Source organism: Streptomyces venezuelae, from assembly GCF_008642355.1.
Classification (GTDB): domain Bacteria; phylum Actinomycetota; class Actinomycetes; order Streptomycetales; family Streptomycetaceae; genus Streptomyces; species Streptomyces venezuelae_B.
In genome coordinates, this window is record NZ_CP029193.1 from 2,687,673 (window position 1) to 2,710,240 (window position 22,568).

The 22,568-nt window shown below is 71.6% G+C and carries 17 protein-coding genes; 8 read left to right on the plus strand and 9 right to left on the minus strand.

Going from position 1 to position 22,568, the window contains the following annotated elements; translation table 11 throughout:
- Positions 1–12 precede the first annotated feature (12 nt).
- The 3 genes from DEJ47_RS12375 (at position 13) to DEJ47_RS12385 (ending at position 3,851) form a co-directional block, all read left to right on the plus strand.
- On the plus strand, positions 13–1,419 hold the full coding sequence (locus tag DEJ47_RS12375; RefSeq protein WP_150167753.1) for an amino acid permease: 1,407 nt from the start codon (positions 13–15) through the stop codon (positions 1,417–1,419).
- 146 nt (positions 1,420–1,565) lie between these two features.
- A complete protein-coding gene (locus DEJ47_RS12380) occupies positions 1,566–2,990 on the plus strand; it encodes an amino acid permease (RefSeq protein WP_150167755.1) in 1,425 nt (474 codons plus the stop codon).
- A 210-nt stretch (positions 2,991–3,200) separates the two neighbouring features.
- On the plus strand, positions 3,201–3,851 hold the full coding sequence (locus DEJ47_RS12385; protein ID WP_055701917.1) for a superoxide dismutase: 651 nt from the start codon (positions 3,201–3,203) through the stop codon (positions 3,849–3,851).
- A gap of 138 nt (positions 3,852–3,989) precedes the next feature.
- Here DEJ47_RS12385 and DEJ47_RS12390 read toward each other — a convergent pair whose 3' ends face one another.
- Positions 3,990–4,631, minus strand: coding sequence for a DsbA family protein (locus DEJ47_RS12390; protein ID WP_150167757.1), 642 nt, complete (start codon positions 4,629–4,631; stop codon positions 3,990–3,992).
- 144 nt (positions 4,632–4,775) lie between these two features.
- Between DEJ47_RS12390 and pepN the strand changes: the two genes are divergently transcribed.
- Both pepN and DEJ47_RS12400 read left to right on the plus strand, forming a co-directional pair.
- Positions 4,776–7,352: an aminopeptidase N gene (gene pepN / locus DEJ47_RS12395; protein ID WP_150167759.1), complete on the plus strand. Its 2,577-nt coding sequence runs from the start codon at positions 4,776–4,778 to the stop codon at positions 7,350–7,352.
- 175 nt (positions 7,353–7,527) lie between these two features.
- Positions 7,528–8,583, plus strand: a complete 1,056-nt coding sequence (locus tag DEJ47_RS12400) for a hypothetical protein (RefSeq protein ID WP_150167761.1) — start codon at positions 7,528–7,530, stop codon at positions 8,581–8,583.
- 22 nt (positions 8,584–8,605) lie between these two features.
- Here the strand turns inward: DEJ47_RS12400 and DEJ47_RS12405 are convergent, their stop codons facing one another.
- From DEJ47_RS12405 to DEJ47_RS12415, 3 genes are all read right to left on the minus strand, one after another.
- Positions 8,606–9,757: a serine hydrolase domain-containing protein gene (locus DEJ47_RS12405; RefSeq protein ID WP_150167763.1), complete on the minus strand. Its 1,152-nt coding sequence runs from the start codon at positions 9,755–9,757 to the stop codon at positions 8,606–8,608.
- Between the two features lie 113 nt (positions 9,758–9,870).
- The gene (locus DEJ47_RS12410; protein WP_150167765.1) at positions 9,871–11,643 is read right to left on the minus strand and encodes a TIGR03767 family metallophosphoesterase; all 1,773 of its coding nucleotides are present in this window, start codon (positions 11,641–11,643) and stop codon (positions 9,871–9,873) included.
- Positions 11,644–11,784: 141 nt separating this feature from the next.
- Positions 11,785–12,243, minus strand: coding sequence for an NUDIX hydrolase (locus DEJ47_RS12415; RefSeq protein ID WP_150167767.1), 459 nt, complete (start codon positions 12,241–12,243; stop codon positions 11,785–11,787).
- A gap of 247 nt (positions 12,244–12,490) precedes the next feature.
- On the opposite strand from DEJ47_RS12415, the gene DEJ47_RS12420 reads away from it, so the two are divergent.
- Complete coding sequence (locus DEJ47_RS12420; RefSeq protein ID WP_223828324.1) at positions 12,491–15,775, plus strand: S8 family serine peptidase; 3,285 nt, start codon at positions 12,491–12,493, stop codon at positions 15,773–15,775.
- Between the two features lie 84 nt (positions 15,776–15,859).
- Here DEJ47_RS12420 and DEJ47_RS12425 read toward each other — a convergent pair whose 3' ends face one another.
- Both DEJ47_RS12425 and DEJ47_RS12430 read right to left on the minus strand, forming a co-directional pair.
- Positions 15,860–16,588, minus strand: coding sequence for a hypothetical protein (locus tag DEJ47_RS12425; protein WP_150167771.1), 729 nt, complete (start codon positions 16,586–16,588; stop codon positions 15,860–15,862).
- Between the two features lies 1 nt (position 16,589).
- A complete protein-coding gene (locus DEJ47_RS12430) occupies positions 16,590–17,123 on the minus strand; it encodes an RNA polymerase sigma factor (RefSeq protein WP_150167773.1) in 534 nt (177 codons plus the stop codon).
- Between the two features lie 197 nt (positions 17,124–17,320).
- Between DEJ47_RS12430 and DEJ47_RS12435 the strand changes: the two genes are divergently transcribed.
- On the plus strand, positions 17,321–18,337 hold the full coding sequence (locus tag DEJ47_RS12435; RefSeq protein ID WP_150167775.1) for an aspartate-semialdehyde dehydrogenase: 1,017 nt from the start codon (positions 17,321–17,323) through the stop codon (positions 18,335–18,337).
- On the opposite strand, the gene DEJ47_RS12440 is transcribed toward DEJ47_RS12435, so the two are convergent.
- Positions 18,327–19,559 carry an MFS transporter gene (locus DEJ47_RS12440; RefSeq protein WP_150167777.1) on the minus strand — a complete coding sequence of 411 codons (1,233 nt, stop codon included), beginning with the start codon at positions 19,557–19,559 and terminating at the stop codon, positions 18,327–18,329. The two genes, DEJ47_RS12435 and DEJ47_RS12440, sit on opposite strands and share 11 nt — an antisense overlap.
- Positions 19,560–19,712: 153 nt before the next feature.
- Between DEJ47_RS12440 and DEJ47_RS12445 the strand changes: the two genes are divergently transcribed.
- Positions 19,713–20,594, plus strand: coding sequence for a LysR family transcriptional regulator (locus tag DEJ47_RS12445; RefSeq protein ID WP_150167779.1), 882 nt, complete (start codon positions 19,713–19,715; stop codon positions 20,592–20,594).
- 3 nt (positions 20,595–20,597) lie between these two features.
- Here DEJ47_RS12445 and DEJ47_RS12450 read toward each other — a convergent pair whose 3' ends face one another.
- Positions 20,598–21,140: a DUF1203 domain-containing protein gene (locus DEJ47_RS12450; RefSeq protein ID WP_150167781.1), complete on the minus strand. Its 543-nt coding sequence runs from the start codon at positions 21,138–21,140 to the stop codon at positions 20,598–20,600.
- Between the two features lie 76 nt (positions 21,141–21,216).
- The gene (locus DEJ47_RS12455) at positions 21,217–22,494 is read right to left on the minus strand and encodes a flavin-dependent oxidoreductase (protein ID WP_150167783.1); all 1,278 of its coding nucleotides are present in this window, start codon (positions 22,492–22,494) and stop codon (positions 21,217–21,219) included.
- Positions 22,495–22,568 lie beyond the last annotated feature (74 nt).

Genomic DNA, 22,568 nt, shown 5'->3' on the forward strand with positions numbered 1-22,568 from the left:
AGCCTGAGCACCATGCACGACGCACCACCGGACAGCCTGCCCGCGACGGGGTCGGGGCCCGAGCCGCTCGGCGGCGGCCTCAAGCAGCGTCACCTCACGATGCTCGGCCTCGGCGGGGTCATCGGCGCCGGGCTCTTCGTGGGGTCGGGGGCCGGGATCTCGGTGGCGGGTCCCGGCATCGTCGTCTCGTATCTGATCGCGGGCGCGCTCGCGATGTGCGTGATGCGGATGCTCGGCGAGATGTCGGCGGCGATGCCCGCGTCGGGTTCGTTCTCCGTGCACGCGGAACGCGCGCTCGGCCGCTGGGCGGGGTTCAGCGTCGGCTGGCTCTACTGGTTCCTGCTGGTCGTGGTGCTCGCCGTGGAGGCGACCGGCGCCGCGCAGATCGCCAACGGCTGGGCGCCCGCCGTGCCGCAGTGGGCCTGGGTGCTGATCTTCATGGTGGTCTTCACGGCCGCCAACCTCGCGTCGGTGAAGAACTTCGGCGAGTTCGAGTTCTGGTTCGCGACGCTCAAGGTCTTCGCGATCATCGCGTTCCTGGTCCTCGGTCTGCTGGCGGTCTTCGGCGTGCTGCCGGACACGGACCCGGTGGGCCTGACGAACCTGACGGGACAGGGCGGGTTCCTGCCGCACGGCTGGTCCGGTGTCGTCTCGGGCGTCCTCGCCGTCGTCTTCGCGTTCGGCGGCCTGGAGGTCGTGACGATCGCGGCCGCCGAGTCCGACGACCCGGTGCGCTCGGTCGCCCGCGCGGTGCGCAGCGCGGTCTACCGCATCCTCTTCTTCTACGTCGGGTCGATGCTGGTCATCGTGACGGTGCTGCCCTGGACGGCGCAGCGGGCGGGGGCCAGTCCGTATGTGACGGTCCTCGACTCGATCGGGGTGCCGTCCGCGGGGACGATCATGAACATCGTGGTGTTCGTGGCGCTGCTCTCCGCGCTGAACGCCAACCTCTACGGGTCGTCCCGGATGGTCTTCTCGCTGGCCGAGCGCGGCGAGGCGCCGAAGGCGCTCCTGAAGGTGGCCGGGGGCGGGGTGCCGCGGCGTGCGGTCCTCGCGTCCGTCGCGTTCGGCTTCGTGTCCGTGGTGCTCAATCTGAAGTGGCCGGACTCCGTCTTCCTCTACATGCTCAACTCCGTCGGCGCGGTGCTGCTCTTCGTCTGGGCGCTGATCGCGGTGTCGCAGCTGCGGCTGCGGCGGCGCATCGAGCGTGAGGCACCGGAGCGGCTGGTGCTGCGGATGTGGGCGTTCCCGTATCTGACGTGGGCGGCGCTGGCCGCGATGGCCGCCGTGCTCGGGCTGATGCTGACGGACGCCGACGCGCGGCCTCAGCTGCTGTGGTCGGCGGGGGCGACGGCGCTCGTCCTGGCGGTCGCGGGACTGCGGGAGTGGCGCGCGGCCCGCACGAAGAGCCCCACGTGAACAGCAGATGAACTTGTTGTGCACATTTCTTCACAACGTGTGAGCGTCGTGTCCGTATAGCGGTCAAGTGTTCCCTGTCAGCGGTACCGGACCTCAGACTGTGGGCCGCTCGCTCCCCCGTCTCGGCTACTGAACAGGGCACGCCCATGTCTCGGACGTCCACCCACCAGGACGCAGCACCCGACGAAGCACCGAAGGCCGACTCCCCGCTGGTCCACGGCCTCAAGCAGCGCCACCTCTCCATGATCGCGCTCGGTGGCGTGATCGGCGCCGGGCTCTTCGTGGGCTCGGGAGCGGGCATCGCCGCGGCCGGTCCCTCGATCGTCCTCGCCTACGCCGTCTCCGGCGCGCTCGTCATGCTCGTGATGCGCATGCTCGGTGAGATGTCGGCCGCGAACCCCGCGTCGGGCTCCTTCTCGGTCCACGCCGAGCGCGCCATCGGCCCATGGGCGGGCTTCACCGCGGGCTGGGGTTTCTGGTTCCTGCTCTGCGTCGCCGTCGGGCTCGAGGGCATCGGCGCCGCCAAGATCATGGTCGGCTGGTTCCCGGACAGCCCGGAGTGGGCGTGGGTCGCCCTCTTCATGCTGGTGTTCTGCGGTGCCAACCTGACGGCCGTGAAGAACTTCGGCGAGTTCGAGTTCTGGTTCGCCGCCCTCAAGGTCGGCGCCATCACGCTCTTCCTCGGCATCGGCGTCCTCGCGATCCTCGGCATCCTGCCCGGCTCGGACAACCCGGCCCCCGGCCTGGAGAACCTGACGGGCGAGGGCGGCTTCATGCCGAACGGCACGGACGGCCTGATCATCGGCCTCCTCGCCTCCGTCTTCGCGTACGGCGGTCTGGAGACCGTCACGATCGCCGCCGCCGAGTCCGAGAACCCCGTCAAGAGCGTCGCGAAGGCCGTGCGCACCGCGATGTGGCGCATCGCCGTCTTCTACGTCGGCTCGATGCTCGTCGTCGTGACGCTGCTGCCGTGGGACAACAAGGAGGTCGCCGCCAAGGGCCCCTACGTCGCCACGCTCGACCACCTGGGCATCCCCGGCGCCGGCGAGATCATGAACGTCATCGTCCTGGTCGCCCTGCTCTCCGCGATGAACGCCAACATCTACGGCGCCTCGCGCATGTCGTACTCCCTGATCCAGCGCGGCCAGGGCCCGAAGGCGCTCGGCAAGGTGTCGGGCGGCGTGCCGCGCCTCGCGGTGCTCGCCTCCTCCGTCTTCGGCTTCGTCTGCGTGCTGCTCAGCTACTGGCGTCCGGACGACGTCTTCCCCTGGCTGCTCAACATGATCGGCGCGATGATCCTGATGGTCTGGATCTTCATCGCCGTCTCGCAGCTCATCCTGCGCCGCAGGACCGAGCGCGAGGCGCCGGAGAAGCTCGTCATCCGGATGTGGGCGTTCCCGTTCCTGACCTGGGTGGCGCTGGCCGCCATGGCGTACGTCTTCTACCTGATGACCGACCAGCCCGACACGCGCAAGCAGCTGCTCGCCACGGGCGGTCTGACGCTGGCGCTCGCCGTGATCGGCTTCGTACGGCAGAAGACGGCGGAGAAGCGGGCGGCTGCGGCCGTCTGAGCACCGACTCCCGCGAGAAGCCCCGGACCTGGTGGTCCGGGGCTTCTTCGTGTGCGGAGACATGTGGAGGCGGCGTACGCGGCTGTTCCCGTGCGGACCTAGGACGAAGGGCTGATCAACTTCTTCCAGTAGCTGCTGCTAGCCTGCACTTGCGAAGAACTTGCAATAACTTGAGAACCACAGCAGAGCAGCAGTCGGAGGGCTCGGATCATGGCCATTTACACGCTTCCTGAACTTCCGTACGACTACGCGGCGCTCGAACCTGTCATCAACCCGCAGATCATCGAGCTGCACCACGACAAGCACCACGCGGCGTACGTGAAGGGCGCGAACGACACTCTTGAGCAGCTGGAGGAGGCGCGCGACAAGGAGACGTGGGGCGCCATCAACGGCCTGGAGAAGAACCTCGCGTTCCACCTCTCCGGCCACATCCTCCACAGCATCTACTGGCACAACATGAACAGCCCGAAGGACGGCGGCGGCGGCGAGCCGCTGGCCGCGGACGGCGTGGGCGACCTCGCCGACGCGATCACCGAGTCCTTCGGCTCCTTCGCCAAGTTCAAGGCCCAGCTGACCAAGGCGTCGGCGACGACGCAGGGCTCGGGCTGGGGCGTGCTCGCCTACGAGCCGCTCAGCAACCGCCTCATCGTCGAGCAGGTCTACGACCACCAGGGCAACGTCGGCCAGGGCTCCACGCCGATCCTGGTCTTCGACGCCTGGGAGCACGCCTTCTACCTGCAGTACAAGAACCAGAAGGTCGACTTCATCGAGGCCATGTGGCAGGTCGTCAACTGGCAGGACGTGGCCAAGCGTTACGCGGCCGCGAAGGAGCGGGTGAACAGCCTCCTGCTGGCCCCGTGAGGCCGCTGATCCCGTGAAAGAACGTCCTGCCTCGTGATCGTCTTCTCAACTTTCGCCGAGGCGGGCGGATGAAGGAAAGGCCCCCGTGAGGACGTGACTCACGGGGGCCTTTCTGTACGCCTGACTGTGTGCCGGCTGTCAGTCGAAGATCGGGCCCTGCGTGCGGGTCCGCTTGATCTCGTAGAAGCCCGGGGTCGACGCCACCAGCAGGGTGCCGTCCCAGAGCCTCGCCGCGGCCTCGCCCTTGGGGGCCGGGGTCACGACCGGGCCGAAGAAGGCGACCTGCGAGCCGTCGGCGCCGGGAACGGCGATGACCGGCGTGCCGACCTCCTGGCCGACCTTGTCGATGCCCTCCTTGTGGGAGGCGCGCAGCTCCGTGTCGTACGCGTCGGAGTCCATGTACTCGACGAGGTCGGCGGGCAGGCCCGCGTCCTCCAGGGCACCGACGACCGCCTCGCGGGTCGGGCCCTCGCCACGGTTGTGGAAACGGGTGCCGAGGGCGGTGTAGAGCTTGCCGAGGATCTCGTCGCCGTGCTTCTGCTGGGCCGCGATGACGACGCGGACGGGGCCCCAGGCCTGCGTCTCCAGCATCTCGCGGTACTCCTCGGGGAGATCGTCGAGCTTGTCCTCGTTCAGGACGGCCAGGCTCATCACGTGCCAGCGGACCTCCACCTCACGGACCTTCTCGACCTCCAGCATCCAGCGGGACGTCATCCAGGCCCAGGGGCACAGCGGGTCGAACCAGAAGTCGACGGGGGTCTTGCTGCCGTTCTCGGACATGTCTCTCCCTAGGGAATCCGTTCGCATCTGGCCGGGAAAACGTCAGTGGCGCACCGGGGCATTCCCGGATGTCGGCCGCAGACGGCCCATGCGAGGATCGTAGACATTCGTACGAGTCATGCGAGCCACAAGGGAGTGCCGCCCGTGCCCGGTGAGAATCTGTCCCGCGACGAGGCCCGCGAGAGGGCCGCGCTGCTCTCCGTCGACGGTTACGAGGTCTTCCTCGACCTGCGGTCGGCGGTCGGCGAGAGCGGTCAGGAGCCGCGCACGTTCCGCTCGGTCACCACGATCCGGTTCCGCAGCGCCGAGCCGGGCGCCGCGACCTTCGCGGACCTGATCGCGCCGAGCGTCACGGCGGTGTCGCTCAACGGCAAGGACCTGGACCCCTCCGAGGTCTTCGACGGCACCAGGATCACCCTGGAGGACCTGGCCGAGGAGAACGAACTGGTGGTGGACGCCCAGTGCGCGTACAGCCGCACCGGTGAGGGCATGCACCGCTTCGTCGACCCCGAGGACGGCGAGGTCTACCTGTACACGCAGTACGAACCGGCCGACGCCCGCCGCGTCTTCGCCAACTTCGAGCAGCCCGACCTGAAGGCGCCCTACCGCTTCGCGGTCCGGGCCCCCGAAGGATGGACGGCGTGGTCCAACGGCGTGGGCGAGCTGACCGACGGCGTGTGGAAGTTCGCCGAGACCAAGCCGATCTCGACCTACATCACGGCGGTCGTCGCGGGCCCGTACCACTACGTGACGGACTCCTACACGCGCGTCCTTGACGACGGCACCCGCCTGGAGATCCCCCTCGGCGCGATGTGCCGCAAGGGCCTCGCCCCGCACTTCGACGCCGACGACGTCTTCCTCGTCACCAAGCAGGGTCTGGACTTCTTCCACGACAACTTCGACTACCCGTACCCGTTCGGGAAGTACGACCAGGCGTTCGTCCCGGAGTACAACCTCGGCGCGATGGAGAACCCGGGCCTGGTGACCTTCCGCGAGGAGTTCATCTTCCGCGGCAAGGTGACCCAGGCGTCGTACGAGCGCCGGGCCAACGTCATCCTCCACGAGATGGCGCACATGTGGTTCGGCGACCTCGTCACCATGCGCTGGTGGGACGACCTGTGGCTGAAGGAGTCCTTCGCCGACTTCATGGGCTCCTTCTCGATGGTGGAGGCGACCCGCTTCACCAACGGCTGGATCACCTTCGCCAACAACCGCAAGGCGTGGGCCTACCGCGCCGACCAGCTGCCCTCCACCCACCCCGTCACGGCCGACATCCGCGACCTGGAGGACGCCAAGCTCAACTTCGACGGGATCACGTACGCGAAGGGCGCCTCGGTCCTCAAGCAGCTCGTCGCGTACGTGGGACGTGAGGCGTTCCTGGACGGCGCCCGCCGCTACTTCAAGCGGCACGCGTACGGGAACACGGTCCTCGGCGACCTGCTCTCGGTGCTGGAGGAGACCTCCGGGCGCGACATGGCGTCCTGGTCGCGTGCCTGGCTCCAGACGGCCGGCGTCAACACGCTGACCCCGCAGGTCATCCTGAACGCGGAAGGCCGCATCACCGAGCTCTCCGTCCTCCAGGAGGCCGCCGAGTCCCACCCGGAGCTGCGCCCGCACCGCGTGGCCGTCGGCCTCTACCGCAGGACGGCCGCCGGTGACCTGGAGCGGTACGCACGCGCGGAGGTCGACGTCGACGGGCCGCGCACGGTCGTGGCCGAGCTCGCCGGCGAGACGGCGCCCGAGCTCGTCCTGGTCAACGACGACGACCTGACGTACTGCAAGATCCGCTTCGACGAGAACTCCCTCGCCACGCTCCGGGACCACCTCGGCGACATCACCGACCCGCTGGCCCGCGCCCTGTGCTGGTCCGCGCTGTGGAGCCTCACCCGGGACGGGCTCATGCCCGCGCGGGACTTCATCGGCCTCGTGCTGCGGTTCGCCGGGCAGGAGAGCGACATCGGCGTCCTGCAGATGCTGCACGCGTGGACGAACTCCGCCCTCACGCACTACGCCGCGCCGGAGTGGCGCGAGGAGGGCGGCAGGGCGCTCGCCGAGGGCGCGCTGCGGGAGCTGCGGATCGCGGCGCCGGGCAGCCAGCACCAGCTGACGTGGGCGCGGTTCTTCGCCTCGGTGGCGTCGTCGGCGGCCGACCTGCAGCTGCTGCAGGGCTTCCTCGACGGCAACGCCAAGATCGACGGGCTGGAGGTCGACCAGGAGCTGCGCTGGGCGTTCCTGAGCCCGCTGGCCGCGCACGGCGCCGCCGACGAGGAGGCGCTCGCCGCCGAGCTGGCCAGGGACGACACCGCTTCCGGCAAGCGGCACCAGGTGCGGTGCCTGGCCGCGCGGCCCTCGGCGGCCGTGAAGGCGCAGGCGTGGGCCGCCGTGGTGGAGTCCGACCAGTTGTCCAACGCGCTGGTCGAGGCGACGATCGCGGGGTTCGCGCAGCCGTCGCAGCGGGAGCTCGCGGCGCCGTACGTGGCGAAGTACTTCGCGGCGATCGAGCGGGTGTGGGCCGAGCGGTCCATCCAGATCGGCATGGACGTCGTGCGGGGCCTCTTCCCGCACCTCCAGGGCGACGCGGCGACGCTGGCGGCGGCCGACGAGTGGCTCACCGCGCACGAGTCGTCGGCGCCGGCCCTGCGCCGTCTGGTCCTGGAGGCGCGTGACGACCTGGCCCGGTCGCTGCGGGCACAGGCGTGCGACGCGGGAGCGGCGGTCTAGCGCGGAGTGAGGCATTGGCCTGCGCCGTCGCGGGCGGCGGCGCAGGTCAGGGGGTGTGCGGGGGCGTAGATCCTCGGCAGTCGAACGCCCGTGCTTTAGGGCGAGGTTGTCCGGGTTTGTCGACGGGCGTGTAACAGCGGTTAGCGGGGCGAGGAGCCGCGGGAACGACCGGGTCATGAACCACAACACCCCGCTCTCCCCCCTCCCTCTGACGCACCTCGCCGACGTCCAGCTGCGCGTCATGAGCACGGCCCAGCTCGGCGAGCACGGCGTCTCCTCCGCGGACGCCGGCGCGCACTGCCGTCCCGGCGGGCCCTGGCAGCAACTCCTGCCCGGTGTCTGCCTGTTGCACCCGGGCCCGCCGACCAGCGAGGAGCGGCTGCACGGCGCGCTGCTGTACGCGGGACGCCTGCCCGCGCGCGAGGCCAGGGCCGTGCCCTCGCAGCCCCGCGCGGGCGAGCCGCACGCCGCGTACGCCGATGTGATGATCACGGGGCTCGCCGCGCTGGCCCTGCACCGCTTCTCGTCCGCTCCCCCACTGCTCTCCCTGGACCGCATCGACGTCCTGGTCCCCCGCACCCGGCGCCTGCGCTCCGTGGGCTTCGCCCGGCTCGTGCGCGGCGCCGTGCTGCCGACGCCCCAGCAGATCACGGGAGTGCCGGTCGCTCCCGTGCCCCGCGCGCTCGCCGACGCGGTGGCACAGCTCGCCGATGCGGGTGCGGTGCGGCGGCTGCTCACCGAGGCGGTGCGCGGCGGCCACTGCGAACCGGCGGCCGTCGTGCGGGAGTTGACCCAGGCCCGGCTGCTCTCCCGCCCGCACGTGGTGGACGCCGTCGACTCCCTGATCGCCGAGGGTCGGGCCATCGCCGAGGACCGGCTGTACCGCATGGTCGCCGAGCACGGCCTGCCCGACCCGATGTGGAACGTCGACCTGCGGCTGCCCGGCGGCCCGCACCTCGGCGGCGTCGACGCCTACTGGCCCGACCAGGCCGTGGCCGTGGAGCTGGACACGCGGGCGCCCCGGCACGGCCTGAAGCAGGAGGACGACGCGGTGTGGTCCGAGTACGTCCGCAAGCGCGAGCACCTGGAGCGCCTCGGCATCACCGTCGTCCACATCACCCCGAGGAAGCTCAGGGACTCACTGGAGCAGCAGGCCACCGTGGTGCGGACGGCGCTGATGGCGTCGGCGGACCGCGATCCGGCGGCGTACGTCGTGGTGCTGCCCAGCTGAGCCCCCGGCCTTTGACCTCGTCTCACCCCTTGCCGCAGAACTCCGCGTCGAGCACCGGCCCCACCTCTCCGCCGGGGCCGTTGAAGTTGACGGCGAGCGCGTGGCGGCCGTCCGCCGTCGCACCCGCGCCGGACGCCGAGCCGTGGATGTCGCCGCCGTGGCCCCAGACGACCGTGCCGCACTCGGTCCTGAAGGGTTCCAGGCCCAGTCCGTACCGCTGGCCGGGCCGGTCCTCGCCCTTCGGCACCGTGGTCTTCATCTCGGCGAGCTGCTTCGCGGGCAGGAGCCTGCCCCGCAGCAGCGCCGTGTAGAAGCGGTTCAGGTCGGCCGAGTTCGAGATCATCCCACCTGCCGCGCCCGCCACGGTCGGGTTCAGTTCGGTCACGTCGTGGTTCTTGGCGTCAGGTGCGTCGGAGAGCTTGGTGTACGCGCGTGAGCTGGGCGCGGGCATGGTCGGGTCGGTGCCGGGGACCGAGGTGGCGCGCAGGCCGAGCGGCTTGATGACGCGCTGCCTGATCTCCTTCGCGTACGGCTTGCCGGTGATCCGTTCGATGAGTTGTCCGGCGATGACGTAGTTGGTGTTGGAGTACTTCCAGCCGGTGCCGGGGGCGAAGTCCGGCTTGTGGCGCATGGCGATGGCGATCTGCTGTTCGGGGGTCCAGGTGTCGTAGCGGTGGTCGAGGAACTCTTCGCCGAACACCGTGCGTTGGACCTCGTCGTCGGACATCACGTCGAAGACGCCGCTGGTGTGGTTGAGGATCTGGCGGACCGTGATCCGGTCGCCGTCGTGCCCGTTGCCCTCGACGACGCCCGGCAGCCATTTCCCGACCGTGTCGTCCAGGTCGAGGCGGCCTTCGGCCTCCAGCTGGAGGAGGACGGTCGCGACGAACGTCTTGGTGATGCTGCCGACGCGGTAGTGGTCGTGAGCGCCGCGCGGGGTGTGGCGGGCGAGGTCCCCGGTGCCCGCGGCGGCGTTCCAGGGGCCGTGCCGGTCCCTGGCCTGCGCGGTGACGCCGGGGGCGTCCTCGTTCAGGGCGGCCTTCATGGCCCGCAGGGTCGCGCGGTGCTGCCCCTCTCCGGACGCGGGGGCCGCGTACGCCCCGGCTGTCACCGTCATCGCCGCCGTCACGGCGAGCGCGACCGTCACCCCTGCTCGTCTTCCGCGCACTGTCATGTCCTGCCCCTCCCGGCCCTGTGGTCCCGGACGTCGCCGTCCGGCTGTCGTCGGCCGGGTGGACCGGTGGCCCGGCGCGGAGGGTTGAGCGAGCCGCCGGGGTTGAGCCCTATTCAGCCCTTTCGCAGGATGAGTTCCGTGTTCCGGTCGCCCGCGTCGCCGCCCAGCGCGGGCTTGGCGCCGGGGGCGTTGAAGGACAGCTCGCGGTACAGCGCGGCGAGTCCGGTCTGGGAGAGATCGGCGAAATCCGTGCGGTGCGGGGCGGCGGACTCGATGAGCGTGGTGAAGAGGGAAATCGTTCCGTCGTGGTTGTCGGTCAGTTCGACCACCCGCGCCAGCTGCGGGAAGTCGATGTGCGAGGCGGTGGAGACCTCCCAGAAGGCGCCGTGCGGCGTGCGGTGCGGGGTGATGGCGTTCTTGTGGCTGTGGCCGTTGACCCAGGCGAGGACGGAGCGGTACCGGGCGAGCAGCGAGACGATCTCGTCGCCCCCGTGCCGGGCCTCCCCGGGGCGTGCCGGGTCGTGGCGGAGGTTGCGCATGCTCCTGCTGGTGTGGTGGCTGAAGACGACGACGTACGAAGGTCCGCCGTCGCGCCGCTCGTTGGCCTTGAGTTCGCGCTCCAGCCAGCGCAGTTGGGCTGTGCCGAGCGAGCCTTCGTAGTGGCCGCCGGGATCGGTGCTGTCCAGGCTGATGCCGAGGACGTCGTCGCTGATGCGGAAGGTGTAGTGCTGGGTGGCGGCGGCGAGGTTCTCCTGCGTGTAGCCGTGGCCGACGGGGCCGGGGCCCGTGTGGGCGGGGTCCAGGTGGGCCTGGAGGTACTCGGTCGGGGTGAACGGGGCGCGGGACGCGTCGGGCGTGACGGACCGCATGCGCCGCTTCTCGCTCCGGAGAAGCTCCTTGAAGCGGTCGCCCTTGGGGTCGTGGCCCTTCTTGACGGCCTTCCAGAGGGCGGCACCGCGCGTCTCGTCGAGGGACATCAGCTTCTTGCCGCCCGTGGCGAACTCGGTGAGGTACGGGTCGCGGGGCGCCCAGCAGCCGCCGGGCAGGGCGTCGTGGTTGCCGACGGTGGAGTACCAGGGCAGGGCGAGACCGGGGCTGTTGACCTCGCGGATGGCGGCGTCGAGGAAGCCGTGCAGGTGCGGGAAGCCGAGGCGCTTGTCGGCGTCGCGCACCGGGTCGTCCGGGTGCCAGTACAGCTTGAGGCCGCTGGACTGCACGCCTTCGTAGCGGCGCGGGTCGCCGGTGTTGGGGGTGACGCGCCCGCCGCTCATCACCTTGAGGAACCAGTCGAGTTCGGCGCGGGAGTTGTTGTCGGTGTTGTCGCCGGTCGTGACGACGCAGTGCAGGGGCGCGCCGGTGGCTGGCGCGCCGCGCAGCGCGTTGACCCGTTCGACGAGGGCGACGGCGCCCGCGACGGACAGGGACTCGTGGGGGCGCCAGGCGCTCGCGGTCTGGGCGCGCAGGTACTCGTAGCGCAGCGGGTTCTGTACGTCCACGAGGTGCAGGTCGGTGAATTGCACGAACGCGGCGAGCGCGGTCCTGCGCCCCTCACGGCCCGGTTTCGCCGCCGCGAGGTCGCCTCGGACGACCCGCGGCCAGGCCGGTCCGTCGCCGAGCCGCCGGTAGCCGGTGGTGCCGTGCGGGGCGGCGACCGTGAGCAGAGTGGTGCCGTTCTTGTACGGCGCGAGGGGTGCGGCGGGCGCCGGGCGGGAGCGCGGGACGGTGGCGCGGCCCGCGGGTGCGGCGTTTCCTGATCCGGCGCCGGGGCCGAGGGCGTAGCCGACGCCTGCGGAGAGGGTGACCGCTCCGGCGGCGGCGAGCAGGGCGCGGCGGTCGACGGCGTGCGCGGCGGTCGTGGCGGTTGCGACAGAGCGTATGCGCTGCATGTACTGGATCGTTGGCAGCGGGGGTGGCGTGCGCGTGAACGAGACGGCAACGCGCAGCGCCGATCACCGTACGTGGATCAGTCGGCACCCTGCGCGGCCACGCACCCCTCCTCCGGCAGAGGGGAAGCGGTCACTCCATGTTCACCTTTCGGGGAAGGGTGCGTGTCCGTCGGCCGGGCGGGTGCGCCACAGCTCCAGGCCGATGTCGACGAGCGCGACGCGGTCGAGGTCCGGCACGGCGTCCAGAGGGTGCCAGGCGGCGAGGTCCGTGGACCCGTCGGTCTCGTGGCGCAGTTCGCCTCCGGTGACGCGTCCCTCGTACACGATCCGCAGTCCGTGGAAGTCGGCGACGGCGCCGAGCCTGCGCGGGTAGCGGCGGCGCAGGGAGTCGACGCCGAGGAGGGCGACGGGTTCGACGACGTATCCGGTCTCCTCGTCGGCCTCCCGGATCACCGTGTCGTAGGGGTCCTCGCCGTGGTCCATGCCGCCGCCGGGCAGCGTCCAGCGTCTGCTGCCGTCGCCGGCGACCCAGCGGGCGAGCAGCACGTGTCCGTCGCGTACGCATACGGCGTAGGCCGCCACCCGAAGTTCTTTGTGCACGGGTTGACGCTAGGCGGTTCGCGCCACTCACCGAGGGGTTCCGGGAAACCATGTCCGCTTATACAGCGGCTTGTCCGCCATGGCGTATGGCGGAATTGCGTCACGCCCTGATCACAGCTCGGACAACTCTCCCCAAACAGCTGTCACTTGCGTAAGGCTGAGCGGTCATCCGGCCCCGGATTCCGGACCTTCACGGAAACCGGACCGTATCGACCCTCCTTCCCGTCTTTCACGTACAGGGATGCCGATGCCCAGATCCAGTTCCAGCGCCAGACGCGCGCCCCGTCTCGCGATAGCCGTCGGTCTCACCGCCGCGCTCTGCGCGACCGGGGCCGCCCCTCTCGCCTTCGCGGCGGACGACACGCCCGTGCCCGCACCCAAGTCCGCGGGCGGCAAGCTCGGGTCGGCCGACGCCGACCTGCTCGCCGACGCCAAGGCGGAGGGCGAGAAGACCGTCACGATGATGGTCGCCACCGCGCCCGGCGCCACCGAGCAGGTCGCCGACCAGCTCGACGCCGTCAAGGGCGGCTCGGTGGGCCGCACCTACGACAAGCTCGGCTACGTCCGCGCGACCGTGCCGACCGCCAAGGCCGACGCGGCGATCAAGTCCGCGGCGAAGCTGTCGTCCGTGCACGCCATCGACCTGCGGCACGAGATCGAGCTGGACGACCCGACACCCGCCGCCGACCGCGCCAAGGGTGCGAAGGCCGCGGTGAAGGGCACGTACCCGGGCCCGGACAAGAGGACCCCGGCGGACAACCCGTACAACCCGTCCGCCGAGACCGGCGCCGTCGACTTCGTGAAGAAGCACCGCAAGGCGGACGGCCGCGGCGTCACCATCGGCATCCTGGACTCCGGCGTCGACCTCGGTCACCCGGCGCTGAAGAAGACCACGACCGGCGAGCGCAAGATCACCGACTGGGTGACGGCGACCGACCCGATCGTGGACGCGGACGGCACCTGGCGCCGTATGACCAACCCGGTCACGGGCCCCGTCTTCACCTGGAACGGCGAGACGTGGAAGGCCCCGGCGGGCTCCTTCCAGGTCAACCGCTTCCTGGAGTCGGCCACCACCGGCGGCGACGCCAAGGGCGACATCAACCGGGACGGCGACACCACCGACAGCTGGGGCGTCCTGTACGACCCGGCGGCCGGCACGGTCCGCGTCGACCTGAACAACAACAAGGACTTCACCGACGACGAGCCGATGAAGCCGTACAAGGACGACCACCAGGTCGCCTACTTCGGCAAGGACGACCCGGCGACCGACGTCGTCGAGCGTGTCCCGTTCGTCGTCGAGATCCGCAAGGACGTGCCGACCGACCCGTACGGCGGCGACTGGGTCGGCAAGAAGGCCGACTTCGTCAACATCGGTGTCATCGAGTCCGAGCACGGCACGCACGTCGCGGGCATCACCGCGGCCAACGGCCTGTTCGGCGGCAAGATGAACGGCGCCGCGCCCGGCGCCAAGCTCGTCTCCTCGCGCGCCTGCACCTGGACCGGCGGCTGCACCAACGTCGCGCTCACCGAGGGCATGATCGACCTCGTCACCGAGCGCGGCGTCGACATCGTCAACATGTCGATCGGCGGCCTCCCGGCGCTGAACGACGGCAACAACGCGCGCGCCGAGCTCTACACGCGCCTCATCGACACCTACGGCGTCCAGCTGGTGATCTCCGCGGGCAACAGCGGCCCCGGCGCGAACACCATCGGCGACCCCAGCCTGGCCGACAAGGTCATCTCGGTCGGCGCCGCCATCTCCAAGGAGACCTGGGCCGCCAACTACGGCTCCCAGGTGGAGCGTCCGTACGCGATGATGCCGTTCTCCTCGCGCGGCCCGCGTGAGGACGGCGGCTTCACGCCGATCATCTCGGCGCCCGGCTCGGCCATCAACACCACGCAGACCTGGCTGCCCGGCGCCCCGGCCGCCGAGGCGGGCTACCAGCTCCCGGCCGGCTACTCCATGCTGCAGGGCACCTCGATGGCGTCCCCGCAGGCCGCGGGCGCCTCGGCGCTGCTCCTCTCCGCCGCGAAGCGGGAGAAGATCGACCTCACCCCGGCGAAGCTGCGCACCGCGCTGACCTCGACCGCGGACCGCATCCGCGGCGAGCAGGCATACGCGCAGGGCACCGGCCTGATCGACGTCGTGGACGCCTGGGAGGCCATCGAGGACGACGCGAAGGCCCACACGTACACGGTGAAGGCCCCGGTCGACACCGCCCTTGAGCAGGAGCTGAAGAAGCCCGGCACCGGCATCTACGACCGTGAGGGCGGCCTGAAGGCCGGCCAGAAGCGGACGTACGACGTCACGGTCACCCGCACCTCGGGCCCGGACCGCGGCGTCCGCCACGAGCTGGACCTGGTCAACAACCACGAGTCCACCTTCGAGCTCCTCGGCGACGACGAGATCACGCTGCCGCTGAACAAGCCGGTGACCGTCAAGGTCCAGGCGAAGGCCAAGTCGGCCGGTCTGCACAGCGCGATCCTGACCGTCGACGACGAGCGCACCGAGGGCATCGACCACCAGATCATGTCGACGGTCGTCGTCTCGGCGCCGCTCGCCAAGTCCTCGTACACCTTCTCGGCGTCCGACTCCACGCAGCGCAACACCCCGAAGTCGTACTTCGTGACGGTCCCCAAGGGCGCCAAGTCCCTGGAGGTCTCCCTCGGCGGCCTGAAGGACAAGAGCCAGACCCGGTTCATCGCGATCCACCCGTACGGCGTCCCGGTCGACTCGACCTCGTCGATCGTCTGCTACCCGAACTACGAGAACCCGGCCAACACCTGCCGCCCGGACCTGCGTTCCTACGCGCAGCCGCAGGCCGGTGTCTGGGAGATCGAGGTCGAGTCGCGCCGTACGTCGCCGCTGCTCGACAACCCGTACAAGCTGAACGTCGCCGCGCTCGGTGTCGACTTCGACCCGGCCGTGCAGACGCTGCCCGAGGCGAAGGTCGGCACGCCGGCTCCCGTCTCCTGGAAGGCCACGAACAACTTCGCGGCCGTCGACGGCAAGCTGAAGGGCGGCTCGCTCGGCTCGTCCAAGTCGGCGCGTCCCGGCATCAAGCAGGGTGAGAAGCAGATCACCGAGGTCGTCGTGCCCGCGGGCGCGGAGCGCCTCGACGTCGCCATCGGCTCGCCCGCCGACGTCGCCGCCGACCTGGACCTCGCCGTGAAGAAGGACGGCGCGGTCGTGGGCTCCTCGGCGGAGGGCGACTCGGAGGAGTCGGTCAGCCTGAAGAAGCCGGCCGCCGGTACGTACACGATCGAGGTGACGGGCTACTCGGTGCCGTCCGGTTCGACCGCGTACGACTACCGCGACGTCTTCTTCTCGGACGCGCTCGGCCAGGTCACCGTCGACGAGTCGAAGACGGTGAAGCTCGCCAACGGCGCGTCGGCGCAGGTCGACGCCAAGGTCGAGGCGAAGGCCCCGGCCGCGGAGGGCCGTGAGCTGTTCGGCGAGGTGTCCCTGCTGAACGCGGGCGGCACGGTCGCGGGCAGCGGCAGCGTGAAGGTGGAGAAGGTCACGCCGTAACGCGCCACCGCTTTCTCGGAGGCGCCGGACGGGCTCAGCGATGAGTCCGTCCGGCGCTTCTCCGTCTCCGGGTCCCGCTCCCGGTCACCCGTCGCATTTGATCTTCTTCGACTCCGGCAGGGCCTTGAGGATCATCGTGCGCAGCCGGTCGCGTTCCTTGCCGACGGCCCAGTTGGCGGGCTCGGCGGAGCCCTCGTCGACGGTGATCAGGACGCGGTCGCCCTTCTTCAGGCGCGGGTCCACCTCCCGGTCCATGGGGAAGGTGACCGTGGGCTTCCCGGACGCCGGTTTCAGGTGACGCGTCACGTCGACCGTGATCCGGTCCTGGAGTCCGCCCGGCACCGCGTCGACCGCCGTGACCGTGCCCTCCACGATGAGCCGCGAGCACGCCACGAACCCCTCGGCGCTCAAGTCCGCGTCCGTGGTCCCCTCCGGCCTGCTCTTCGCGCCGGACGCCGTGGCCGCCTTGTCGGCGCCCCCCGCTCCCTGTCCCGCGTCCACCGCGAGCCAGGCGAGCCCGCCGATCAGGGCGGCGGCCACCGTGGCCGCGACCGCGCCGAGCGCGACGGTGAGGAAGCGCCGGGACGCCGTGCGCGGGGGCCGCAGCGGCACCACACGATCTGCCGGGGCCTCCGGCCCGGGTCCCGCGGACGCCAGCGCGTCGCCCACCTCCCCGAGCCGCGACCGCAGCAGCGCCACATCCGCCACGGCTGCCGCGTGGGCCGCGGCGAAGACGGGGTCGTCGCGTGCCTCGTCCGGCACGGGGTCGTCCGTGATCGCCGTCATCAGCGCGTCGAACTCCTCGTCCCGCACGTCACACCACCTCCCCTTCGTGCAGCCGCGCCCGCAGAAGCCGTACCGCCGTGTGCAGTCTGCTCTTGACCGTTCCCTCCGGAATGCCGAGTTCGTCCGCTATCGCACGGACCGGGAGATCCGCGTAGAAGCGCAGGACCACCACCTGCCGCTGGGCGTCCGGCAGCGCGCCGAGCCCCTCGGCGACGGCCAGCGAAGTGGCCCGCTTCTCCGCGCCGTCCTCGTCGGTCGCCTCCCGCCACAGCACCTGGAGCCGCTCCCCGAGCCGCTCCTGCCTGCGCCGCGCCCGGTGCCAGTCCATGGCCAGGTTGGAGGCGACGACGGCCGCCCACGCCGACACGTCACGCGGCGCCTCCCTGCCGTCCGCGGCCCGCTCCAGGAGCTTCAGCCTGACCTGCTGCACCCCGTCGGGCAGGTCGGCGTGCGGCACCCCGCCCAGCGCGAGCACCGCACGGACCCGGTCCTCCTGGGCCGCGTCCAGCGGATCGGCTCCCCCTGCCCCCGTCTGGGCGCGGCGCGCTTTCCTGCGCAGCAATGTGCCCCTCCCGTCCCCGCGTTTCCCCTACGACGCCCGGGACGCCCGAAAGGTTCGCGGCGGCGCCCGGCGAATGTGGCGTCCCGCACCTCGGACAATGGATTGGACAACGCGGCACTGGAGAGACGCATGATGGAACCACCCCCCACAGACCGGCCGAGGTCACGAGGCCGCACGCACATATGGAGGAAGTCCCTGTGAAGGTCGGAATCGTCGGAGCCACCGGTCAGGTCGGCAAGGTCATGCGCAAGATCCTCGCCGAGCGTCGGTTCCCGGCCGACGAGCTGCGCCTCTTCGCCTCGGCCCGCAGCGCGGGGAAGATCATCGACGGCGTGACCGTCGAGGACGCCGCCACAGCCGACTACACGGGCCTGGACATCGTGCTGTTCTCCGCGGGCGGCGCCACGTCCAAGGCCCTCGCCGAGAAGGTCGCCTCGCAGGGCGCCGTCGTGATCGACAACTCCTCCGCCTGGCGCCGCCACCCCGAGGTCCCCCTCGTGGTCTCCGAGGTGAACCCGCACGCGATCAAGGACCGCCCCAAGGGCATCATCGCGAACCCGAACTGCACGACGATGGCCGCGATGCCCGTCCTGAAGCCGCTGCACGCCGAGGCGGGTCTCGAAGCGCTCGTCGTCGCCACCTACCAGGCGGTGTCGGGCTCCGGTCTCGCCGGTGTCGAGGAGCTGTACCAGCAGGTCGCGAAGGTCGGCGAGGACGCGCCCAAGCTCACCCACGACGGTTCGGCGGTCGACTTCCCCGAGCCCGACAAGTACGTGGCGCCGATCGCGTACAACGTCCTGCCGATGGCGGGCTCCGTCGTCGACGACGGCCTGAACGAGACGGACGAGGAGCAGAAGCTCCGCCACGAGTCCCGCAAGATCCTGGAGATCCCCGAGCTGAAGGTCTCCGGCACGTGCGTGCGCGTCCCGGTCTTCACCGGCCACTCCCTCCAGGTCAACGCCCGCTTCGCGCGTCCGCTGAGCCCCGAGCGCGCCACCGAGCTCCTGGAGGCGGCCGAGGGCGTCGTCGTCACGGAGGTGCCCACGCCGCTGGTCGCCGCGGGCAAGGACGACTCGTTCGTGGGCCGCATCCGCAAGGACGAGACGGTCGAGAACGGCCTGGCGTTCTTCATCTCCGACGACAACCTCCGCAAGGGCGCGGCGCTGAACGCCGTCCAGATCGCGGAGCTCGTCGCGGCGGAGCTCAAGGGCTGATCCGCGCACGCCCCCGGGGGCGGTCACCTTTCGTGGTGGCCGCCCCTTTCGCGCATGCCACGGCGACCAGCGCGAGCCCCGCCAGGCCGCCGCCCAGCCAGAGCACGGCACCGGCCCCGCGGCTGTCCGCGACCCGGCCGCCCGCGAACGCGCCGAGCGCGATCGCCACGTTGAACACGCCCGCGAAGAGCGCCGACGCCGCCTCACGGGCGTGCGGCGCCGCGGCCATCACCCAGTTCTGCGCGGAGACCGAGACCCCTCCGTACGCCAGGCCCCACGCCACGAGCAGCGCCACCGACGCGGCGAGCGAGGCGCCCGCGGGCACCATGAGCAGCACGACGGCGGCGAGCCCCGCGGAGATCGCGAGCAGCGCCCTGCGTGGGTCGCGGGCCGCGACGGCACCGCCCGCGAAGTTGCCGGCGATGCCGGCCGTCCCGTAGGCGAGGAGGAGTCCGCTGATCAGGCCCGCGCCGATGCCGGGCACCCGCTCCAGGACGGGGCGGATGTACGTGTACGTGGCGAAGTGGCCGGTGACCAGGAGCGTCACGGCGAGGAGCCCGGCCCGCAGCCCGCCGATGCGCAGGAGCGCGGGGAACGCGCCGAGCCGGACGCCCTGGTCCGCGGGGAGCCGGGGCAGCACGGTGACGAGGAGTCCGGCGACGGCGAGGGCGAGGACGGCGAGCGCCGCGAACCCCCAGCGCCAGCCCGCCAGTTCACCGAGGAGCGTGCCCGCGGGCACACCGAGCACCGACGCCACCGCGATCCCGCTGAAGATGACCGCGGTGGCGCGGCCCGCACCCTCCGCGCGGACGAGCCGCACGCCGAGCCCGGCCGCGATGGCCCACACCCCGCCGATGCAGACGCCCACCAGCACGCGCGCGACGAGCAGGACGGCGAAGACGGGCGCGAGCGCGGAGATCACGTTGGCGGCGGCGAGCACCGCCATGAGCAGGGCGAGGACCGTGCGCCGGTCGGCGCGGCGCATGGCGACGGGCAGCAGCAGGGCGGCGAGCGCGGCGACGAGGCCGGGCAGGGTGACGGCGAGGCCCGCGGTGCCGTCCGAGACGTGCAGGCCCGAGCCGAGGGAGGTGAGGAGTCCGACGGGCAGCATCTCCGTGGTCACGACGGAGAACGTGGCCGCGGCGACGGCGAGGACGGCGAACCGGCGGCGCGGGGGCGGCGGGACGACGGGACGCGTGGGGATATGTGTGCTCTGTGACATGGCATCCACCCTGTGGGGGTGCCCGCCCGGGAACAACGCGGATGATCTCATCCTTGAATGAGCCGGATTCATCGACCGATCGCGTCGACCAGACGCATCGATGCCGTGACGGTCTGGCGGACCTGGGCGATCAAGGAAGAGGGACCGCGCACCATGAGCGGGAACGGGCTGGAGATCCGGGAGCTGGAGTGCTTCCTGGTGCTTGCCGAAGAGCTGCACTTCGGGCGGGCCGGCGAGCGGCTGTACATATCGCAGAGCCGGGTCAGCCAGTTGCTCGCCGCCCTGGAGCGGCGGATCGGCGCGCGCCTGCTGGAGCGTACGAGCCGACGCGTGTCCCTGACCACTCTCGGGGAACGATTTCTGGCCGAACTCAAGCCGTCCTATGCCGAGTTGGCAGCCGTGGTGGCGCGGGCGAGGGACGCGGCGCGAGGCGTGGAGGGGACGCTGCGGATCGGGTTCCAGGGCACCGCGGACGACCGGCTGATGCGGGCCATCGAGGTGTTCCAGGAGCGCCATCCGGCCTGCGCGACGGAGGTCGTGGAGATCCCCTTCGCCGATCCGTTCGGGGCGGTGCGGGAGGGCGATGTGGACGCGGGCATCGTGCTGCTGCCGGTCGCCGAACCCGACCTGGTGCTCGGACCGGTCTTCTCCAGCGAGCGGCAGACCGTCGCCGTGTCGGTGCGGCACGCGTTCGCGGGGCGCTCCTCGCTCACCGCCGTGGACCTCGCCGACACACCGCTGATCGCGGCGGCGGGGCCCGCGCCCGCGTACTGGCGCGAGGCGCAGGCCCCTTCGGGCCCGCCCGCGCCCGCGGTCCGCACGCTTCAGGAGGGGCTCACGCTGGTGGCGGCGGACCGGGCGGCGATGCTGCTGTGCGGCCCCACGGCGGAGTACCACGGCCGCAAGGACGTCGTCTTCGTGCCGGTCGACGGGCTCCCCGACTCGGTGCTCGGGATGGTGTGGCGCGGGGGCGGGGAGACCGAGCGGGTACGGGAGTTCGCGCGGGCGGTGGCCGTGGCGGCGGCCGAGGGATGACCGTCAGGCGGTGTCCCGCCGCCGCACCTCGAAGTGGAAGCAGCCGTACTCCACGGCCCTGACGTGCACGAGGGCGACCCGCGGGTCGGCGAAGGCCTCGTCGAAGGCTGCGTCGAACCCTTGCTCCTCGTCCTCCGGGATCTCCAGGAGGCGGCCGCCGACGATGTGCCCCTCGGCGCTGTACCGGCGGACGGTGCGCAGCGCGCCGGCCCGCGAGAACGGGTAGCCGCCCCGGCCCCGCGAGGGGCCCGCGCAGGGGTCGGCGTGGATGAAGACGGGCCCCTGCTCGTCGTAGGCGCCGGGCCGCGCGCCCGTCTCCGCGGCCCAGCGGCGCAGCGGCGCGTACGACACGAGGGCGATGCGCTCGCCGGGGGCGACGGGCCGCAGGCAGCAGCGCAGCGGGGCGCCGCCCTCGTGGTCGACGAAGGCGGCACAGGGCCGCCCGGCGTCGTCACGTTCACGGAGCTCGGCGAGGACCGCGGGGGCGATGGGAAGGGGGGTGTGGGCGGTGCGCGTGTACGGGTTACGTGTGTACGTGGTGGTCATGAGCCGAGCTTCGCGCGTGGGCTGGGCCAGGGCTGGCGGGATTCGGACGTCGCGCCGGCCCCGCCTCCGGCCCCGTTCAGCCCACCCCCCAGGACCCCCGCGCGTTCAGCTCCGCCACGTCCGTGCCCGTCGTCCTGCGGTACGCCGCGTTCAACTCCCCCAGTTCCTCGGGGGTCAGGACGTCCTCGACGCGGTCGAAGCCGTCGGGGGCGCGCTCGGCGACGGCGTGCAGGATGCGGTCCGCCGGCATGTCGCGGTTGGCGAGGACGACCGCGTTGGCCGCCTCGCGGCGGATCCCCTCGTACGCCCGCAGCCCCGCCTCGCGGTCCGGCTCGGTGTGGGCGAGGCAGCGGGCCAGGACGCGCGCGTCGAGGATCGCCTGGGAGCCGCCGTTCGACCCCACCGGGTACATCGGGTGCGCCGCGTCGCCGAGCAGCGTGACCAGGCCGTGGCCCCAGCGGGGCAGCGGGTCCCGGTCGACCATCGGGTACTCCAGGATGTGCCGCGTGGCGGCGAGCAGCGCGGGGACGTCGAGGTCGCCGATGCGCCATCCCGCGTAGTGCGGCAGGACGTCGGAGAGCCGCCCCGAGCGGTTCCAGTCGGCGGGCCCCGCGAGGCCGTGGTGGTGCGTGGCCGGGAACCGCACCTCCGCCACCCAGTTGAGCAGTGCCCTGCCGCGCTCCTGGTAGGGGCGGGATATGGGGTAGACGACGAGTTTCGCGGCGGTGTTGCTGCCCGCCACCGCGACGGTCCGTCCGCCGAGCACCGGATGCCACTCGGCCGTGCCGCGCCACATGCGGATGCCGTTCCACAGCGGCGGGCCCTCACCGGGGTGCAGCACGGCCCGCACCGTCGAGTGCAGCCCGTCGGCGCCGACCAGCGCCCGCACCCGTACGCCGTACTCCCTGGCCCGCGCCATGTCCCGCAGGATCACCCGCAGTCCGCCGCCCTCGCGCTCGGCGAGCCGCACGAAGGCGGTGCCGGTGCGGACGGCGTGGTCGCCGAGCCGGTCGCGGACCGCGTCGAGCAGGAGCAGCTGGAGTGCGCCGCGGTGGACGGAGTACTGGGGCCAGCGGTAGCCGAGGGCGAGGCCGCGCGGTTCGGCCCAGATGCGGTTGCCGTGCCGGTCGAAGTGGACCATCGCCTCGGGGGCGACGGCGGTCGCCGCGAGTTCGTCGCCGAGGCCCAGCTCGGTCAGTTCCCGCACCGCGTACGGCAGCAGGTTGAGGCCGACGCCGACGGGCCGCAGCTGGTCGGCGGCGTCCACCACCCGGACGCCGATGCCCGCCGCGTGCAGGCTGAGCGCGGCGGTGAGCCCGCCGACGCCCGCGCCCGCCACGAGTACGTCGGTCATGGCCGTCGCGCGGCCGGGCCGGTGTCGGCCGGCCTCTCGGTCCCCAGCATCTCCCGCATCCCCCTGTGGCTCCC

Coding starts and splice junctions, on each gene's coding strand:
- DEJ47_RS12375 (WP_150167753.1), top strand. CDS start 13: ATGCACGACGCACCACCGGACAGCCTGCCCGCGACGGGGTCGGGGCCC.
- DEJ47_RS12380 (WP_150167755.1), top strand. CDS start 1,566: ATGTCTCGGACGTCCACCCACCAGGACGCAGCACCCGACGAAGCACCG.
- DEJ47_RS12385 (WP_055701917.1), top strand. CDS start 3,201: ATGGCCATTTACACGCTTCCTGAACTTCCGTACGACTACGCGGCGCTC.
- DEJ47_RS12390 (WP_150167757.1), bottom strand. CDS start 4,631: ATGTCCGAGAACGGCAGCAAGACCCCCGTCGACTTCTGGTTCGACCCG.
- DEJ47_RS12400 (WP_150167761.1), top strand. CDS start 7,528: ATGAACCACAACACCCCGCTCTCCCCCCTCCCTCTGACGCACCTCGCC.
- DEJ47_RS12405 (WP_150167763.1), bottom strand. CDS start 9,757: ATGACAGTGCGCGGAAGACGAGCAGGGGTGACGGTCGCGCTCGCCGTG.
- DEJ47_RS12410 (WP_150167765.1), bottom strand. CDS start 11,643: ATGCAGCGCATACGCTCTGTCGCAACCGCCACGACCGCCGCGCACGCC.
- DEJ47_RS12420 (WP_223828324.1), top strand. CDS start 12,491: ATGCCCAGATCCAGTTCCAGCGCCAGACGCGCGCCCCGTCTCGCGATA.
- DEJ47_RS12440 (WP_150167777.1), bottom strand. CDS start 19,559: ATGTCACAGAGCACACATATCCCCACGCGTCCCGTCGTCCCGCCGCCC.
- DEJ47_RS12445 (WP_150167779.1), top strand. CDS start 19,713: ATGAGCGGGAACGGGCTGGAGATCCGGGAGCTGGAGTGCTTCCTGGTG.
- DEJ47_RS12450 (WP_150167781.1), bottom strand. CDS start 21,140: ATGACCACCACGTACACACGTAACCCGTACACGCGCACCGCCCACACC.
- DEJ47_RS12455 (WP_150167783.1), bottom strand. CDS start 22,494: ATGACCGACGTACTCGTGGCGGGCGCGGGCGTCGGCGGGCTCACCGCC.